Below are 16,110 nucleotides of genomic sequence, written 5' to 3' on the forward strand. Positions count from 1 at the left end.
AGCTGGCAGCAAAACTATGAAAACGCTTAAACGTCACGAACTGAATTTATATTTGAAATACCTTGAGGACCCGAAAAAGAAGCGTCGCAGGAGAGAATTTGCCGCTGCCTTTTTCCCCGCCCTTGGGATCGTTCTGCTCATAACCGTCTCTGCGCTTTCCCTTAAAATACAGGAAAGGTCTCTTACCGGTCAGATAGCGCTGCAGCGTGCGGCAGCCGAGGAGAGACGGGATACGGCAAGAGCGGCTTCCGAATATGCTTCGGGCGCAAATATTTTTCGTGCCGAGACCGCCAGGGTATCCCTTTTCAAGCTGATAAGAGAGTCATACCCCGTTATCGGCACAAGCGAGATAGAAACGGTCATATCCTGCTCGTCTCCCGATATGAGCGTTACGGACATTTCCTGCACCCAGAGCGAGGGCAGCATGGTATTCACACTGCAGGTGAGAAATGTGGAGAATATACCCGATTATGTGCGAAGGCTCAAGGCGACCGAGCTTTTCAGCCAGGTCACATACAGCGGATATTCAGAAAAGGCGGACGGCTCATACACCGTTGAAGCGGTGATGAAGCGGCAGCCTGTTTACGATGATTCAAGCTTTTACGGCTACATAAACGAGTCGATGAAAAATCGCTGAGAAAGGATTGGTCATGATATGGCATTAACGGGCAGCGACAAAAAGCTGATTTATTTCGGAGCGCTGCTTGCGGCGGCTTCGGCGTCCTATCTGCTGCTTATCTCCCCCATGGCGGACAGGGTAAGCGAGCTTCGTCACGAGCTTAACAAATGCTCCGATGAAGCAGGCATCGTCATATCACGCAGCGAGGAGTACGATAAGTCGAAGAAAAGCTACGAGAGGGCGGAAAAGGAATATAACGAGTCCTTTTCGGGCTTTTGCAGGGCAGGAGACTTTGAGTCTGTTGACGAGCTGCTTACGGACAGGCTCCTTAATATGAATTTGTCGCCTGTTTCCCTTAATATGAGCGACAGTGAGAGCGGAGCCCTTATCCCTTACAACTTCGCAGGCAACAAGCAGGCAGAGGAGTATGCCTTTGACTACTCAAGCTATATCGTTCCCATTGATGTGGAGCTTTCCTTTGAGGGTTCATTTAACGGCTCACTGAGATATGTGGATATCCTAAATGAAACGGAGGGAGTTTCCGTCCGCTCGGTAAGCTTTAAGGAGCTGTCCCCCAGCGGCGCATATTCCTCGGGGCTTATCGGTTCAATGGTCCGCACGGATATCATGCTCACCGTTTATACATATGACAGCGCCAGCTTCTTATCAAGCGTGAGCCCCGGAGAAATTGAGAACCTGTCTTCATAAGAAATGTGTGCGGATTTTCGAGCATAATTTTGTCTAAGACAAGCCAAAGATCCGCAGGCGGGCTTGCCGCCCGGCAAGGATCTTTAACGCAGTCTTAGGCAAAATTTGCCGAAAAGACGTGCGTATATGCTTGTGAAGACAGGTCCTGAGTGATTTTTTTTGCGTGCAACCTGTGGTTTGCAAAAAGAACGCCGCGATCTATAGCCATTTTTCGGGAATATGGTATAATCAGAGCATAATAAAAATCCAGGAGGCGTTTTATATGACCATAGGCGAAAAAATTTCAAAGCTCAGAAAAGAAAAGAATTTCACCCAGGAGCAGCTGGCAGAAATACTGAACGTATCAAGGCAGTCTGTTTCAAAATGGGAGACCGACCTGACCTATCCGGAGACGGAAAAGATAATTGCACTCAGCAAGCTTTTTGAATGCTCTGCCGACTATCTTCTCAAAGATGACGCGGACGAAAGCGGACGGGAGGTCAAGGTCAAGATAATCGAGGTGGACTCGTCGGAAAAAAATCGTGAATATATAAATTCTCTTTTGCTCACCCTTTTTTCCTTTCCCCCGCTGTTCGGATTTATCGTGGCATTTTTTTCGGTAAGAAATTCCGAAAGGATCGGTTCAAGGAAAATGAAGATACTTTCATTTGTGGGAATGGCGGTCTCGCTTATAATGACAGCTCTGATGGCGATCGGAATTATTTTTGAACTTTAAAGTAAAACAGCGGTCTGCTTTCGATCGGAAGGCAGACCGCTAAGTTTTTTGAAAAAAATTTTCAAAAGCACTTGACAAATCAGAACTTTTGTGCTATAATATATTTATGCGGAACATTCATTCGGATTTTGTTTTCATCTCTTCGGGATACATTGCCCTGTTTCTGTCGTAAACGTGGGAAAGAAATTCGCCGCTGTCGGTCATTGACTTTATTTCGGCGGGTGTGCATAGTCTGAAATCACAGGTCTCCCCCTCCTGTAATCTGATTTCCTTTTCCGAAAAGTCCCCTCGGAAAAGATAGAAAAGATGAATGGCATTGCCGCCTGATTTTCCCCGTCTCACTATCTCTCCCCGATATTCAAGGCTTTCGGGGGCGGCGGAAAGTCCCGTTTCCTCGGAAAGCTCCCTTACTGCGGCTTCAAGAGGCGTTTCTCCCGATATGACCGAGCCTCCTGTGGTCTCCCACATTCCGCCGAAATGCTTTTCGGGGCTGCGCTTGGTGATAAGTATTTTTCCCTCAAGGTTTACGGGCAGGACATTTGCCACAATATGGAATTTTCCGTCGGGCAGAGGCTTTCCCCGTTCCCATATTTCTCCCAAAGGTTCTCTGCGTTCGTTGTACAGGTCGAAATATTCGGGCATTATTTCTCAGCTCCTTAAATTATTTTCAAGATGTTCCGTAAGCATTTCTTCATTTTTCTCAAACCACCTCAGAAGGGCGGTGGAAAATTCTGCTTGTCGGAGATATATCACGCTGTTGCGGGCTTCCGAGGCGTAATACTGAGCATAATAATCGCATACCGCAAGCTGATAATAAAATAGTTTCACCGACATTTTTATATCATACCGGTTCAGCTCAGAAAAAGAAAGATAATGGGAAAAATACGCTGTCAGCCCTTCGGGAGATATCTCGCCCCGTGCGCACTCGGGAGCGGCATAGACATAGGAACGGACTATTTCCCATATGGCAGGGTGAACGCAGGCTGTTGTCCAGTCGATAACGGCTTTTATCCTGTTCTCGGAGCAGATGAGCTGGCTGATAAAATAATCGCCGTGAGTGGGTGTCAGAGTGAGCCTGTCAAGGTCAAGGGTGAAGCCCGGAAACCGCTTTATCATTCCGATACGGTATCTCAGGTCACAGACTGTTTTTTCATCGCGGCGCGCTTCGGCGGTCACGAGGGTATTTTCATAGGAGCGAAGGGCGTTTTCGGGCGTCATATATCTGAAAAAGTCCTCTCCGATGCCCGCTTGCAGTCCGCTGTGATCCTTCAGAGCGGCGTGTATCCTGCCCAGAGTTTCCGCAGAATCCCGAAGTATGGAGGGAGGGGCGGTGTTCCAATCCAAAACCTGTCCCCTGATGTATTCCTGAACATGAAAGAGCCGCCCTTTTTCATCGGTGCTTATATATTCACCGTTTTTGTTCTTTATAAATCGGCAGACGCTTATCCCCTTTTCCTGCAGATATTCGCAGAGGGCAGGCTCGGCGCAGGGGTCGTTCATCTCGCTTGTTGACGGGAATTTTACCACAAATTTCCCTTCATCGCAGTCTGCAAAAAAGGTTTCGGAGCCTGCACCGTTCGCTGAGTGCTCAAGCTCTGTCACATTAAGACCGTACATTTTTTTCAGAAGCTTATCCATACCTTTTTTCAAGCTCCTCTATTGTAGGCTGCACCTTTTCAAGGCTGTATTTCGTGCCGTCGGGGGTCCGTGTGATGAAACGATGTGTGAAAAGCTCCCTGCGGAGGGTGGCAGGGTCATTGAAGCTGTGCCACCTGTTAAGAAGCTCGTTTATTTCCTTTTCCGAATATATCCTGTCTGCCTCTATTTTTCCTGCCAGATACATAAGCGCATAAAGCTTCATCTTCCGCTTGGCGGGATAGGCGGTCAGCACCCCGTTTTCATCAAGAAAGCTTTTAAGTATCTCAGTCACTTTTATTCTCCTCTTTCTCTGTCACAAGCTCTGTCCACGCAGGGATAAAGCCTGCCTTTACCGCTGTTTTCTGGGAGGCGATATGGGAGACGGAGGTGCCGTAATATGGCAGCTTTTCAAGCTCAAGCACTTTGTTTTTTAAAAGGCTCACAAGGGCGGCGCCTATGCCGTTTCCGCGGTGTTCGGGCAGGACGTTTATGCCTATCTGATACATATAGGGGCTGTCGGCGCTGGCTCCTGCCATTCCTATGATATCCCCGTTTTTTACGGCGGCTATTCCCAGTACATCGGGAGTCTCCTCACAGAATGCATAGGCTTCGTCAAAGCGGTCGTCATCACGAAACTGCTCTATTTCATTCTGAGTATAGAAAACCGTATCAAAATCATAGGGCTCGGGAGCGGTTATTTTCCCGGAAATGAAGAAGGGGTGGAGCTGCTTTATCTTATAGCCGAATTTACGTACAAGGCTCTCCAGCTCGATGACCGTCTGCGCTTCCATAAACCAGGCGCCGTCCAACTTGCTGTATTTTTCACGGCACACTGACACGATATCCTCCCTGCCTGTGACGAGTATTTTTCCGTTTACGGCACATATTTTTAAAAAGCACTCGCTGTTTTTTCCGAATTTTCTCCGTCCCTCAAGAGGGGTATAAACGGTGAAGATATTTTCTCTTCCCGAAACCTCCTCGGGGGTACAGCAATAATCTCTTGAAAGCTGATACTGAAGCGTTTTGTTCATATGAATGTCCCCTTTCATTTTGGGTGTTGGGCTTTTTCAGCCGATATATTTTTCCATTAAATTGAAATCTCCCTTGCGCCATTTTACAGTTCCCGTCTTTTTGAAGCCAAGCTTTTCGTACAGACGGAGAGCATAGGGATTTTCGGTGAAAACGTCAAGGCGAATTGCCTTTATCCCCTGTCTGCGAAGCTCGTTTTCGATATATGAAACTGTCTCTGCGGCTATTCCTCTGTGCTGAAATTCGGGGCTGACGCAAAGGCGGTGAATGACCCCGAAGGGCTCGTTCGGGTACTGCCAGCTGCCGTTTTTGTATTCGTCGTCAAAGCTTTGGTTCAGGGTATAGATCACAGCTATCCTTCCCTCCACAGTTCCTACAAACTGCTCGCCTTTGGATATATCCTCAGAGAAGTCCTCGGGTATGGGATAAAGCTCGTCCCATTGATGTATGCCGTTTTTCTCCATTTCAAGTATGGCAGAGCTTACAAGGCTGATTATTTCGGAGAGGTCGCTCCGACAGGCTTTTCGGAATATTATCTCGCTCATTTTATCACCATCCGTTTAACTAATACGATTAGTATAGCATATTTCATACCGCTTGTCAAGGAAAATGCCCTGCGGTACGGAAACCTTTTTTCTCAACTGTTAAATTTTATAGAAAATGTACAAATCCTCTTGACAAATTTTGCAGATGAGTGTAAAATAAAAGGGTAAGCGTTCAGCTGTTTACAATGGAGATCATCGGGGAAGCCCGAGAAAGATTATCGGAGGAAAGAATTATGCAGAAGGCTATTGGCGTTTTAACAAGCGGAGGAGACGCTCCCGGAATGAATGCGGCTGTCAGAGCCGTTACAAGAGCCGCTATCAGAAAGGGATACCGTGTTATCGGCATTCAGAGAGGCTATAACGGACTTCTGAACGGCGAGTGCGAGGAACTCAGCTGCCGTGACGTTTCCGACATTATCCAGCGCGGAGGTACTATCCTCTACACCGCAAGATGCAAGGAATTTATGCAGGAGGAATACGTTAAGAAGGCTGCTGAAAAGTGCAAAGAGCTTAATATGGAGGGTCTCGTTGTTATCGGCGGCGACGGCTCGTTCAGAGGTGCTGCAGACCTTTCAAGGATCGGCGGTATCCGCTGCGTAGGTCTCCCCGGAACTATTGACAACGATATCCAGTGCACAGAGTATACAATTGGCTACGATACAGCAATGAACACCGCTCTTGAGATGATCGACAAGCTCAGAGACACCAGCCAGTCCCACGACAGATGCTCTGTTGTTGAGGTAATGGGCAGACACGCAGGCTGGATCGCTCTTAACGTTGCCATCGCTTCGGGCGCTATCGCTTGTGTAACACCCGAAATGCCTTATGATATAAACGCTATTGCTGACAAGATCATCAAGGCTCACGAGGCTCAGAAGGAGCACTTTATTGTTGTTGTTGCCGAGGGCGTTGAAAACTCCGAGGGCATTACAAAGAAGATCAACGAGCTTACAGGCATCGAGACCAGACTTACTGTTCTCGGTCACGTTCAGAGAGGCGGTATGCCCACTCTCAGAGACAGAGTTGCTGCAAGCCAGATGGGCTATCACGCTGTTGAGCTTATCGACAGAGGCGTTACAAACAGAGTTGTGGGTATGAAGGATAACAAGATCATCGATGTTGATATCCAGGAGGCTCTGGCTATGAAGAAGCCCTTCGATACAGAGCTTTACAGAGTCTGCAACGAAATTACATTCTAAAAAAATCATCCGCATTACAGAGTAGGCGGCTGTGCGTATTAAGTGTCCCGACGACGGGGAGTTGCGTCGGGAACGAAATGCTTTGAAGCTTTCAAAGCTGCGGTACAGTCTCCGCATCCCGCTGAATGCATTATAAAAAGAGGCTTTTCATTCTCTTTAAATAATGCAGTTGGCAAGTTGAGTTTGCATTATTTTAAGGAGGTCATATAATGAAAAGCTTTTTTAATTTATTTATCGACTCGGCAAAATCCCTCAAGAATCTCAGAACTCTCGCCACCACGGGAATGCTGCTGGCAATGGCTATTGCAATACGTTCCCTCGCCATTCAGGTAACGCCCGATCTGCGTATCGTGTTCACCTGTATCCCCATCAGCCTTATCGGTCTGCTGTACGGTCCCGTTGTCTGCGGAATGTCCACCTTCGCACTTGATATTATCGGATTTCTTATCGACAACAAATCCGCCCGCGGCTACAGCATTGAGCTTGCTATGGTCGTTATCCTTTCGGGTATACTTTACGGCATTTTCCTTTACAAGCAGACCATCAAGCCCCAGTGGAGCGACCTGCTGAGAGTTGCTCTCGCGAGATTTTGCGTGATTTTCATCTGCAATATCTGTCTTAATTCCTATTTCCTGTACACACTCTATGTAAATCCCGGCTTCACCCTTTTCGGAGCAACCGAGGATATGAGAAACGCCTTTGGAGTCTGGATAACTCCCAGAGTTATAAAAAATCTGGCACAGTTCCCCATTGACTTTGTTCTGCTTGCGGCGGTTATACCTGCGGCGCAGGCGGCATATACAAAGGTGAGAGCACAGTACAGCAGAAACGACAGAAAGCTTTCTGAAAGGTAATTGTATGAAAATCAAAGTTTTTCATACCCGAGTTTTGTTTTCAGGACTGCCGTCCCGAATTTCCTGACGGAAACCGCAAAGCTCTATTGAAAGGAAATGAAATTTAAATGATAAAGGTTGGTTTTATCGGCACAGGCAATATGGGCGGTGCCATAATCCGCGGCATTATCTCGCAATATGGAGAAAATGCGGAAATATGGGCTTACGACCCCGACACAGCAAAGCTTTCGGAGCTTGAAAAGCTCGGAGTTAATGCCGCTTCAGCTGAGGCTGAGGTGTGTGAAAAGTGCAAGTACGTTTTTCTTGCAATAAAGCCTCAGATGTTTGACGCTGTACTCCCCAAGCTTGCTCCCTCGGTGACGGAGGACAACGTTATCGTCTCCATCGCCGCAGGAATCACCGAGGAGTATATCGCAAAAATGACTATCCCGAATGTCCGCGCGGTCATTGTTATGCCCAATACTCCTTTCCTTCTCGGTGAGGGTGCCACAGCCCTTGCCAAGGGAAAATTCACATCGGACCGAGAGTTCGGCGTGGTGATGGACATCTTCTCCACAGGCGGTATCGCAAAGGTCGTTCCTATGGACAAGATGAAGGAGATAATCGCCATAAACGGCAGTTCTCCCGCTTTCATCTATCTGTATGCCAAGGGCTTTGTTCAGTACGCCGAAAGCGTTGGGATCGACGGACAGACGGCGCTGGAGCTTTTTGCAAAATCCCTTATCGGCTCCGCTAAAATGCTCACCGACTCGGGAAAGTCCGTTGACGAGCTCATTAAAATGGTTTCCTCCCCCGGAGGCACGACCCTTGCAGGTCTTGACGGACTGTATGAGGGCAGGCTTACCGATGTTGTTGCTGACTGCTGCCGCCGCTGCACCAAGAGAGCATACGAGCTTTCAAAATAAAGAATGAAATCCCATTCGTCTGCATAGATTATAGTAAAATATAAATCAAAGGACGAATGATAATATGACCGTAAATGTTCAGAAAAGACACAGCTACAGGGTGAAACGGGTGAACAGGTCTGCTCCGAGGAGCGCACTTTCTCCTGCAAAGCGGATATATCTGCTTTTGACGGCGATATCAGCCGCAGGTGTTTTTATCGGCGCCTGTTCGGTGATAAATTCGGATATTCCCTTTGAACTGAGGGCTGAAAGCAGCTTTTCGGACAGCTTTGCGGGCAGTCTTGCGGCGGTCATGCTATATGTGGCTATATGCTTCTTTGCAGGCACGTCATCGGCAGGGTCTGTCTGCGGATATCTGCTGTGTCTCTTTAAGGGAATGGGCGCGGGCTTTTTGTCGGCGGAAATATTCCGTTCGGGTCTTGCATCTGTAAATTTACAGGCGGCGCTTAATGTGCTGCCCTTTGAGGCTGTCAGCACAGCGGCGGTCATCTTTGCCGCAAGAGAAAACATCAGAATGTCCCGTCTGATCTCCGAAAAGGCATTCGGAAACAAAAACATCGGGGTGGACAGTTCAGACTGCCTCAGGCTTTACTTGATGAAATTCGGCGTCATTACGCTTCTTGCCGTTGGGGCGGCACTTATTGACGGCCTTCTGGCTGTCGCTGCGGGGAATATGCCATAAAGGCTAAAATGAAAGGAAGTTTTACATTGTCATTTTTAGGCTTTGGAGCCGATTACGAAAAAGCAGGCTCGGGAATATCCAAAAACGCTCCTCGCAAAAAGCCCTTTTTTCAGTTCTGCGAAGCGTATTTCGGCAGGTTCTGGAAAATGCTGAAGCTGAGTATGCTGACGTTTCTGTTTTGTATCCCCATCGTTACCATTGGTCCTGCAATTGCGGGAATGACCAAGGTTTTAAGGACATATTACCTTGATAAGGACACATTTATTTGGCACGAGTTCTGGAAGGGATTTTCCCAGAACTGGAAGAAATCTCTGCCCGCAGGTCTTATTGATGTGCTTTTCGCTATATCCCTTGTCTGCGCGCTGAATGTATATCCCGCTATGGGAGAGCAGGCTGCTGCGGCAGGCGGCAGCAGCGCCCCATATACCATACTCTGCGTTATTTCCGTGAGCTTTGCTCTTACGGTTCTTATGATGAATTTCTATGCTATGCCTATGCTGGTGGCTACTGACCTTTCCTTTAAAAATATTATCAGGAACTCCTTTTTCCTCACCTGTATCGGTCTGAAAAGGAATATCATCACACTTCTTATCATTCTTCTCACAGCAGGATTTATTGCTATATGCTTTCTTGTAAGTCCTGTTTCGCTGATACTGATACCCATATGGGCGATAAGCTTTCTGGGATTTGTGATCATCTTCAACTCCTACCCCCTCATTCAGAAATATGTCATTGACCCCTATTACGAGGAGCAGGGACGGGATAATCCCGAGTATGATTACCTGAAACCCCTTGACGAAGATGAGTCCGTATTCACCGATAAGGGCGGCGAGGAGGCTCCCATTGAGGGAAAAAGCGCCAAAAAGAAGAAAAAAGGCAGAACTATTTCCTGATCTGACAAAAAAATCTCCGATATATATAAAAAATTTCAAAAAAGCCCTTTACAAAGGGAAAAATATGTGATATAATAACATTGTTGCGCATTTTAAAAACAGGCGCAGCATTACTACCCCTTGACTAAGCTTACGGGTAAAGCCCGTTCGGGAAAATACCTGCCGTATGCCCGGTGAGGGGAATATTTTAAAGAGGTGTATTTATTATGATGCTCAAGGAAGAAAAGAACGCTATTATCGAAGCAAACAAGCTCAGCGAGAACGACACAGGTTCCCCCGAGGTTCAGATCGCTATTCTCACAAAGAGGATCAACGACCTTAACGCTCATCTCAAGAACCACCACAATGACCACCACTCCAGAAGAGGTCTTCTCAAGATGGTTGGTCACAGACGTAATCTGCTTGCATACCTTCAGAAGAAGGATATCAACAGATACCGTGCTATCATCGAGAAGCTGGGTCTTCGTAAGTAATCTTTTTCAAAAATCCTCAAGGCAGACTGCAGGGGCATCGTTCCTGCGCTGCCTTTTGGCGTTTTGAGCAGTCACCATAGGCGGTCGTTTAGCATTAAATCGGGTATATAAGCCCTTTGTTTGTATATCGGATTTATTGCTATACATACCGCCTCAGCACAAATTTATGGAGGTATAACAGATGAATCAGATGAAAACCTTTGACAATCACAGAGTTTTTAAAACTATGTTCGCAGGCAGAGAGCTTACTGTTGAAACTGGCAAGACCTGCGAGCTCTCAAACGGCTCCTGCTGGGTAAAATACGGCGAGACTGTTGTTATGGCAAACGTTACTGCCAGCGTTAAGCCCAGAGAGGGCATTGACTTCTTCCCTCTTTCCGTTGATTATGAGGAAAGACTTTATTCTGTAGGAAGAATTCCCGGTTCCTTTATGAAGAGAGAGGGCAAGCCCTCCGAAAAGGCTATCCTCACATCACGTGTGGTTGACCGTCCTATCCGTCCCCTCTTCCCCAAGGATATGAGAAATGACGTTTCCGTTGTTATGACTGTTCTTGCTGTTGACCCCGACAACTCCCCTGAGATCGTTGGTATGATAGCTACATCTGTTGCTATCTCCATTTCCGATATTCCCTGGAACGGACCTATCGGCGGCATCAGCGTTGGTCTTGTTGACGGCGAGATCGTTCTTAACCCCACTCTTGAGCAGAGAGCAAGAAATGACCTTAACCTTACCGTTGCAGGTACAATGGAAAAGGTTGTCATGATAGAGGCAGGCGCAAACGAGGTCGATGACGACACTATGCTCGAGGCTATCATCAAGGGTCACGAGGAGATCAAGAAGATCGTTGCTTTCATCGATGATATCCGTTCCCAGATAGGCAAGAAGAAGTTTGAGTTCGAGTCTATGGACGTTGACCACGATATGTTCGACGCTATCGAGGAATTTGCCGCTGACCGCGTAATGGTCGCTCTCGATACCGATGACAAGAACAAGCGCGAGGAAATGCTCAATCCCATCAAGGACGACATTCACGCTAAGTTTGACGAGATATATCCCGAAAAGGCTGCAATGATAGACGAGTGCATCTACAAGCTCCAGAAGAAGATCGTAAGAAACTGGCTCTACGAGGGCAAGCGTGTTGACGGCAGAGGTCTTGACGATATCCGTCCTCTCGCTGCCGAGGTAGGCGTTCTTCCCAGAGTTCACGGTTCGGGTCTCTTCACAAGAGGTCAGACTCAGGTCCTCACCGTTGCAACTCTCGGCCCTGTAAGCGATGCTCAGCGCATTGACGGTCTTGACGAGGAAGACTCCAAGAGATATATGCACCACTACAACTTCCCCTCCTACTCTGTTGGCGAAACTAAGCCCTCCAGAGGCCCCGGCAGACGTGAGATCGGTCACGGCGCACTTGCTGAGAGAGCTCTTGAGCCTGTTATCCCCTCTGTTGAGGAGTTCCCCTATGCACTGAGACTGGTTTCCGAGGTACTTTCCTCCAACGGCTCCACATCTCAGGGCTCCATCTGCGGCTCCACACTCGCTCTTATGGACGCCGGCGTGCCCATCAAGGCACCTGTTGCAGGTATCTCCTGCGGTCTTATCACAAGAGATGACGGAAGCTTCCAGACAATGGTAGATATCCAGGGTCTTGAGGACTTCTTCGGCGATATGGACTTCAAGGTAGGCGGCACAAAGAAGGGTATCACCGCTATTCAGGTGGATATCAAGGTTGACGGACTTACCTACGATATCATCAGAGAAGCATTTGCAAAGACTCACAAGGCAAGAGATTATATCCTTGACGAGGTTATGCTCAAGGCTATCCCCGAGCCCCGTGCAGAGGTTGGCAAGTATGCTCCCAAGATGCTCCAGACCAAGGTCCCCATTGATAAGATCAGAGAGGTCATCGGTCAGGGCGGCAAGGTCATTCAGAAGATATCCGCTGACTGCCAGGTCAAGATCGATATCAATGATGACGGAAATGTTTTCATCAGCGGTGTAGATATCAACAATGCCCGCAAGGCTCTCCAGATTGTTAACACAATTGCCAACGATCCCGAGATAGGCGCTATCTACAGAGGCAAGGTCGTTAGACTTATGAACTTCGGCGCATTTGTTGAGATCGCTCCCGGCAAGGACGGTCTTGTTCACATCTCCAAGCTCGACAAGCAGAGAGTTGAAAAGGTCGAGGACATTGTTTCCGTCGGCGATGAGATAGTTGTAAAGGTTATGGAGATCGACAATCAGGGAAGGATCAACCTCTCCCGCAAGGACGCTCTTGCTGACCTTGAAGCTAAGAAGAACAGCTCTAATCAGTAAAATATTATTAAATAAATACAGCAATAGCCGCTCGTTAAACCTGAGCGGCTATTGCTGTATTTTCGTCTCCGGTTATTTTGAAAAGCTCTTCGATAAGTGCGGGTGTGACCTGACAGGAGCGTATCTCCTTGTGGGCGATGGTCCTGTTTATATCCGTAAATCTGAACATTACGGGCGAGCTGCCGGGATAATTCCGGAGCAGAGCTGTACACTTATCTATAATGTCCCTGTCTGTGCTTTTGCATCTGATAAAAAGCTTTGCGCCATTGCAGACCTTTTCCGAATAAACGTTTTCGGGAATAATTCTGTCTGCTAAAATATTTATGTCACCGTCGCGGTCAAGGGAGGTCTTTCCCTCAATATAGACCCTCGTGCCCTTTTGCAGCAGAGAAGATGATGCGGCATATACCTGCGGGAATATCACTGCTTCCGCTTCTGCGCTCATATCCTCAAGCACTGCGAATGCCATCTGCGCTCCCGTTTTTGCAGCGTGCTGCTTGACCGAGGAGACCTGACATACAAAGGCTGTTTTTGTTCCCTCTTTCATCTGCAGTATCTGCGAAATATCGGGTAGCCTCATTGCCTTGGCAATGAGCCGAAGATTTTTTAATGGGTGCCCCGAAATATATATCCCCAGGATATCCTTTTCCATTTCAAGCAGCTCGTCATACGGATATTCAGGGGCAGGCGAAACCCTGCTCTCAGCGTCCGCAGCTTCCGCTGTACCGTCGGAAAATCCGAAGAAATCCAGCTGTCCCTCAATGGCGTTTCGGGAAATATCCGCTGCCTCGCCTGCGATGATCTCGTAATTTTCCATCATCTGCCTGCGGTTCAGGGAAAAGCTGTCAAGTGCGCCGCATTTTATAAGGCTCTCGGCGCAGCGCTTTGAAAATTCCTTGCCGTTCATTCGCCTAATAAGGTCGGTAAGGCTTTTGAATTTACCGTTTTTCTCCCTCTCGGCAATTATTCCCGATATCACTCCCCTGCCCAGATTTTTCGCCGCAAGGAGCGAAAAACGTATGCCCTTGCCATCGGGAAGAGGAGTAAAGCCCATTCCGCTCTCGTTGATGTCGGGGCGGAGTATGGGAATACGGTTTTTCTCGCAGTAGGAGATATATTCCATCAGCTTGCCCGTATATTCGGTAAAAGCCGTCATAAGCGCCGCCATATACTGCACGGGGAAGTGGCAGCGCAGGTATGCGGTCTGGAATGCTACCACCGAGTAAGCCGCTGCGTGAGATTTGTTGAATGCATAGGAAGCAAAGCCTGCCATTTCGTCAAAAACGCCGTTTGCCACGTCCTCGGGAACGCCATTTTTGACCGAGCCTGCCACGAAAACTTCCCGTTCCTTCTCCATAACATCGTGCTTTTTCTTCGCCATTGCACGGCGGACAAGGTCGGCTCTGCCATAGGAATACCCCGCCATTTTGCGGCATATTTCCATTACCTGCTCCTGATAAACGATACAGCCGTTTGTAACATCAAGGATATCCTTCAGTATTGGGTGAGGATAGGTAATGCTTTCGGGGTGAGCTCTGTTGTGAAGATATTTGGGTATACTGTCCATAGGCCCCGGGCGATAGAGTGACACCGCCGCCGTAAGGTCTTCGATAGAAGCGGGCTTCATCTTTACAAGAAGCTGAGTTATTCCCTCGCTCTCAAACTGAAAAACGCCCATCGTATCCCCCTGAGACAGCATTTCAAAGGTCGCCTTGTCGGAATAATCGATATTTTTCACCGAAAAATCGGGATATTTTTTCTGCACCTCTTTTTCGCAGTCGTGGATAATGGTCAGGTTCCGAAGTCCCAGAAAATCCATTTTAAGAAGTCCCACCTGCTCAAGAGCGGTCATTGTGTACTGAGTTGCTGTAACCTCGTCACGGCACATCAGCGGAACATAATCGCTTACGGGAGCGTCGCATATGACAACTCCTGCGGCGTGTGTGGAGGTGTTTCGTGGCATACCCTCTATAGCCTTTGCGGTCTCGATTATTTCATGAGCCTTGAGGTCGGTATCGTAAAGCTTTTTAAGCTCCGGAGATACCTCGAGTGCCTTATCAAGGGTCATATGAAGCGCCTGGGGAATAAGCTTTGACACCGTATCGCCCACGCTGTAAGGCATATCCAGCACTCTCGCCACATCGCGCACAGCCGCCTTTGCCGCCATGGTGCCGAATGTAACTATCTGAGCCACCCTGTCCTGCCCATACCGCCTGATTACATAATCAATGACCTCCTGCCGCCGCTCATAGCAGAAATCGATATCGAAATCGGGCATTGAAACTCTCTCGGGATTTAAAAATCTCTCGAAAAGCAGCTTGTAGCGGATAGGGTCGATGTCCGTAATGCCGATGCAGTATGCGGCAAGCGAGCCTGCTCCCGAGCCGCGCCCGGGTCCTACGGGAATGTCTCTGCTCTTTGCATAGGCGATGAAATCCCACACAATGAGATAATAATCGGTGTACCCCATTTTTGTGATAACGCCCAGCTCATATTCCAGCCGCTCTTTTACCTCATCGGAAGGATCGTCTCCATACCGTTTCTTCAAGCCGTATCGGCACATATTGGTAAAAAATGTAATATTATCCTCTCCGAACCGCTTTTTCTGTTCGGGAGACAGGTCAAAACGTGGAAGCTTTAATACCCCGAATTCCATTTTAAAATCGCATTTATCCGCAATGACCGCAGTGTTTTCAACTGCCGAGGGAACGCCCCTGAATAATTCCCGCATTTCCGCCTCGCTTTTGAGATAAAACTCGTCATTGGGGAATGCGATGGGGATTTCCTCATTCACCGTTGTGTTTGTCTGTATCGCAAGGAGGATACGCTGAGTTTTTGCGTCCTCTCTGCGCACATAGTGAGCGTCGTTTGTGGCGGCAAGAGGTATTCCCGTTTCGGAGGAAAGCCTGAGCAGAGCGGGAAGCACCTTAGCCTCCTCGGGGATACTGTGATTTTGAACCTCAATATAAAAATTACCCTGCCCGAAGATATCATTGTATAAAAGCGCAGTTTCCTTGGCTTCTGCGTAATCTCCCGATGCTATCTTCCGCGGTATCTCGCCTGCCACGCAGCCCGAAAGACAGATAAGTCCCTCGGAATGCTCCTTAATAAGCTCCAGGTCAACTCTCGGCTTGCTGTAAAACCCTTCTGTAAATCCCAGGGAAACCATTTTTATAAGATTTTTATACCCTGTCTCATTTCTGCAAAGCAGTATAAGGTGATAGGGGCGGTACATAGCCCCCGCAGTCTTGTCAAAACGGCTTCTCGGAGCCACATAAACCTCACAGCCGATAATAGGCTTAATCCCCTGAGCAAGACACTCGTTGTAAAACTCCACCGCCGCATACATATTTCCGTGGTCTGTCACCGCAAGGGCAGTCTGCCCCATTTCCTTAGCCCTGCTCACCATATCCTTTATCCTACAGGCACCGTCAAGGAGACTGTATTCGCTGTGAACGTGAAGATTTATAAACATACAATGCTCCTCGTATAATATATTTAAGGGTAATTTAAAGAGAACCCTCATAAAACCT

At 48.0% G+C, this 16,110-nt stretch carries 16 protein-coding genes and 1 riboswitch; of the genes, 10 read left to right on the forward strand and 6 right to left on the reverse strand.

What is annotated here, in order from left to right:
• The first annotated feature begins 16 nt into the window (after positions 1 to 16).
• The 3 genes from ACI4J0_RS00885 to ACI4J0_RS00895 all read left to right on the forward strand — a co-directional run bounded on the left by ACI4J0_RS00885 (position 17) and on the right by ACI4J0_RS00895 (position 2,042).
• Positions 17 to 637 carry a hypothetical protein gene (locus ACI4J0_RS00885; protein ID WP_439763929.1) on the forward strand — a complete coding sequence of 207 codons (621 nt, stop codon included), beginning with the start codon at positions 17 to 19 and terminating at the stop codon, positions 635 to 637.
• 18 nt (positions 638 to 655) lie between these two features.
• Positions 656 to 1,327: a hypothetical protein gene (locus tag ACI4J0_RS00890; protein WP_439763930.1), complete on the forward strand. Its 672-nt coding sequence runs from the start codon at positions 656 to 658 to the stop codon at positions 1,325 to 1,327.
• A 262-nt stretch (positions 1,328 to 1,589) separates the two neighbouring features.
• Positions 1,590 to 2,042: a helix-turn-helix domain-containing protein gene (locus ACI4J0_RS00895; protein ID WP_439763931.1), complete on the forward strand. Its 453-nt coding sequence runs from the start codon at positions 1,590 to 1,592 to the stop codon at positions 2,040 to 2,042.
• A 117-nt stretch (positions 2,043 to 2,159) separates the two neighbouring features.
• Here the strand turns inward: ACI4J0_RS00895 and ACI4J0_RS00900 are convergent, their stop codons facing one another.
• From ACI4J0_RS00900 to ACI4J0_RS00920, 5 genes are read right to left on the reverse strand one after another with little or no spacing between them, the layout of a single operon-like run.
• Positions 2,160 to 2,684 carry an NUDIX hydrolase gene (locus ACI4J0_RS00900; RefSeq protein ID WP_439763932.1) on the reverse strand — a complete coding sequence of 175 codons (525 nt, stop codon included), beginning with the start codon at positions 2,682 to 2,684 and terminating at the stop codon, positions 2,160 to 2,162.
• Positions 2,685 to 2,690: 6 nt separating this feature from the next.
• Complete coding sequence (locus tag ACI4J0_RS00905) at positions 2,691 to 3,680, reverse strand: phosphotransferase enzyme family protein (protein ID WP_439763933.1); 990 nt, start codon at positions 3,678 to 3,680, stop codon at positions 2,691 to 2,693.
• Entirely contained in the window at positions 3,673 to 3,972 is a 300-nt protein-coding gene (locus tag ACI4J0_RS00910; protein WP_439763934.1) for a DUF2087 domain-containing protein, read from the reverse strand. Before ACI4J0_RS00910 ends, ACI4J0_RS00905 begins: the two co-directional genes overlap by 8 nt.
• Entirely contained in the window at positions 3,965 to 4,711 is a 747-nt protein-coding gene (locus ACI4J0_RS00915) for a GNAT family N-acetyltransferase (protein WP_439763935.1), read from the reverse strand. The genes ACI4J0_RS00910 and ACI4J0_RS00915 overlap by 8 nt, the downstream gene beginning before the upstream one ends.
• Positions 4,712 to 4,747: 36 nt before the next feature.
• Positions 4,748 to 5,254, reverse strand: a complete 507-nt coding sequence (locus ACI4J0_RS00920) for a GNAT family N-acetyltransferase (RefSeq protein ID WP_439763936.1) — start codon at positions 5,252 to 5,254, stop codon at positions 4,748 to 4,750.
• Between the two features lie 233 nt (positions 5,255 to 5,487).
• On the opposite strand from ACI4J0_RS00920, the gene pfkA reads away from it, so the two are divergent.
• The 7 genes from pfkA (at position 5,488) to ACI4J0_RS00955 (ending at position 12,577) form a co-directional block, all read left to right on the forward strand.
• A complete protein-coding gene (pfkA, locus tag ACI4J0_RS00925; protein WP_439763937.1) occupies positions 5,488 to 6,453 on the forward strand; it encodes a 6-phosphofructokinase in 966 nt (321 codons plus the stop codon).
• 15 nt (positions 6,454 to 6,468) lie between these two features.
• Positions 6,469 to 6,579: riboswitch (THF riboswitch) on the forward strand.
• A gap of 83 nt (positions 6,580 to 6,662) precedes the next feature.
• Positions 6,663 to 7,307 carry a folate family ECF transporter S component gene (locus ACI4J0_RS00930; protein ID WP_439763938.1) on the forward strand — a complete coding sequence of 215 codons (645 nt, stop codon included), beginning with the start codon at positions 6,663 to 6,665 and terminating at the stop codon, positions 7,305 to 7,307.
• 107 nt (positions 7,308 to 7,414) lie between these two features.
• Positions 7,415 to 8,212, forward strand: a complete 798-nt coding sequence (gene proC / locus ACI4J0_RS00935; protein WP_439763939.1) for a pyrroline-5-carboxylate reductase — start codon at positions 7,415 to 7,417, stop codon at positions 8,210 to 8,212.
• Between the two features lie 64 nt (positions 8,213 to 8,276).
• On the forward strand, positions 8,277 to 8,894 hold the full coding sequence (locus ACI4J0_RS00940) for a hypothetical protein (protein WP_439763940.1): 618 nt from the start codon (positions 8,277 to 8,279) through the stop codon (positions 8,892 to 8,894).
• Positions 8,895 to 8,902: 8 nt separating this feature from the next.
• Positions 8,903 to 9,787, forward strand: a complete 885-nt coding sequence (locus tag ACI4J0_RS00945) for a YesL family protein (RefSeq protein ID WP_439763941.1) — start codon at positions 8,903 to 8,905, stop codon at positions 9,785 to 9,787.
• A 206-nt stretch (positions 9,788 to 9,993) separates the two neighbouring features.
• Positions 9,994 to 10,260 carry a 30S ribosomal protein S15 gene (gene rpsO, locus ACI4J0_RS00950; protein ID WP_439763942.1) on the forward strand — a complete coding sequence of 89 codons (267 nt, stop codon included), beginning with the start codon at positions 9,994 to 9,996 and terminating at the stop codon, positions 10,258 to 10,260.
• A 181-nt stretch (positions 10,261 to 10,441) separates the two neighbouring features.
• Positions 10,442 to 12,577, forward strand: a complete 2,136-nt coding sequence (locus tag ACI4J0_RS00955; protein WP_439763943.1) for a polyribonucleotide nucleotidyltransferase — start codon at positions 10,442 to 10,444, stop codon at positions 12,575 to 12,577.
• Between the two features lie 34 nt (positions 12,578 to 12,611).
• Here ACI4J0_RS00955 and ACI4J0_RS00960 read toward each other — a convergent pair whose 3' ends face one another.
• Positions 12,612 to 16,052, reverse strand: coding sequence for a DNA polymerase III subunit alpha (locus tag ACI4J0_RS00960; protein ID WP_439763944.1), 3,441 nt, complete (start codon positions 16,050 to 16,052; stop codon positions 12,612 to 12,614).
• Positions 16,053 to 16,110: the final 58 nt, after the last annotated feature.

The organism is Huintestinicola sp. (genome assembly GCF_051882455.1).
GTDB lineage: Bacteria > Bacillota > Clostridia > Oscillospirales > Ruminococcaceae > Huintestinicola.

Bases quoted from the DNA above. Each gene is read 5' to 3' on its own strand.
- ACI4J0_RS00885 (WP_439763929.1), top strand. From the start codon at position 17: ATGAAAACGCTTAAACGTCACGAACTGAATTTATATTTGAAATACCTT.
- ACI4J0_RS00890 (WP_439763930.1), top strand. From the start codon at position 656: ATGGCATTAACGGGCAGCGACAAAAAGCTGATTTATTTCGGAGCGCTG.
- ACI4J0_RS00895 (WP_439763931.1), top strand. From the start codon at position 1,590: ATGACCATAGGCGAAAAAATTTCAAAGCTCAGAAAAGAAAAGAATTTC.
- ACI4J0_RS00900 (WP_439763932.1), bottom strand. From the start codon at position 2,684: ATGCCCGAATATTTCGACCTGTACAACGAACGCAGAGAACCTTTGGGA.
- ACI4J0_RS00905 (WP_439763933.1), bottom strand. From the start codon at position 3,680: ATGGATAAGCTTCTGAAAAAAATGTACGGTCTTAATGTGACAGAGCTT.
- ACI4J0_RS00915 (WP_439763935.1), bottom strand. From the start codon at position 4,711: ATGAACAAAACGCTTCAGTATCAGCTTTCAAGAGATTATTGCTGTACC.
- ACI4J0_RS00920 (WP_439763936.1), bottom strand. From the start codon at position 5,254: ATGAGCGAGATAATATTCCGAAAAGCCTGTCGGAGCGACCTCTCCGAA.
- pfkA (WP_439763937.1), top strand. From the start codon at position 5,488: ATGCAGAAGGCTATTGGCGTTTTAACAAGCGGAGGAGACGCTCCCGGA.
- ACI4J0_RS00930 (WP_439763938.1), top strand. From the start codon at position 6,663: ATGAAAAGCTTTTTTAATTTATTTATCGACTCGGCAAAATCCCTCAAG.
- proC (WP_439763939.1), top strand. From the start codon at position 7,415: ATGATAAAGGTTGGTTTTATCGGCACAGGCAATATGGGCGGTGCCATA.
- ACI4J0_RS00940 (WP_439763940.1), top strand. From the start codon at position 8,277: ATGACCGTAAATGTTCAGAAAAGACACAGCTACAGGGTGAAACGGGTG.
- ACI4J0_RS00945 (WP_439763941.1), top strand. From the start codon at position 8,903: ATGAAAGGAAGTTTTACATTGTCATTTTTAGGCTTTGGAGCCGATTAC.
- rpsO (WP_439763942.1), top strand. From the start codon at position 9,994: ATGATGCTCAAGGAAGAAAAGAACGCTATTATCGAAGCAAACAAGCTC.
- ACI4J0_RS00955 (WP_439763943.1), top strand. From the start codon at position 10,442: ATGAATCAGATGAAAACCTTTGACAATCACAGAGTTTTTAAAACTATG.
- ACI4J0_RS00960 (WP_439763944.1), bottom strand. From the start codon at position 16,052: ATGTTTATAAATCTTCACGTTCACAGCGAATACAGTCTCCTTGACGGT.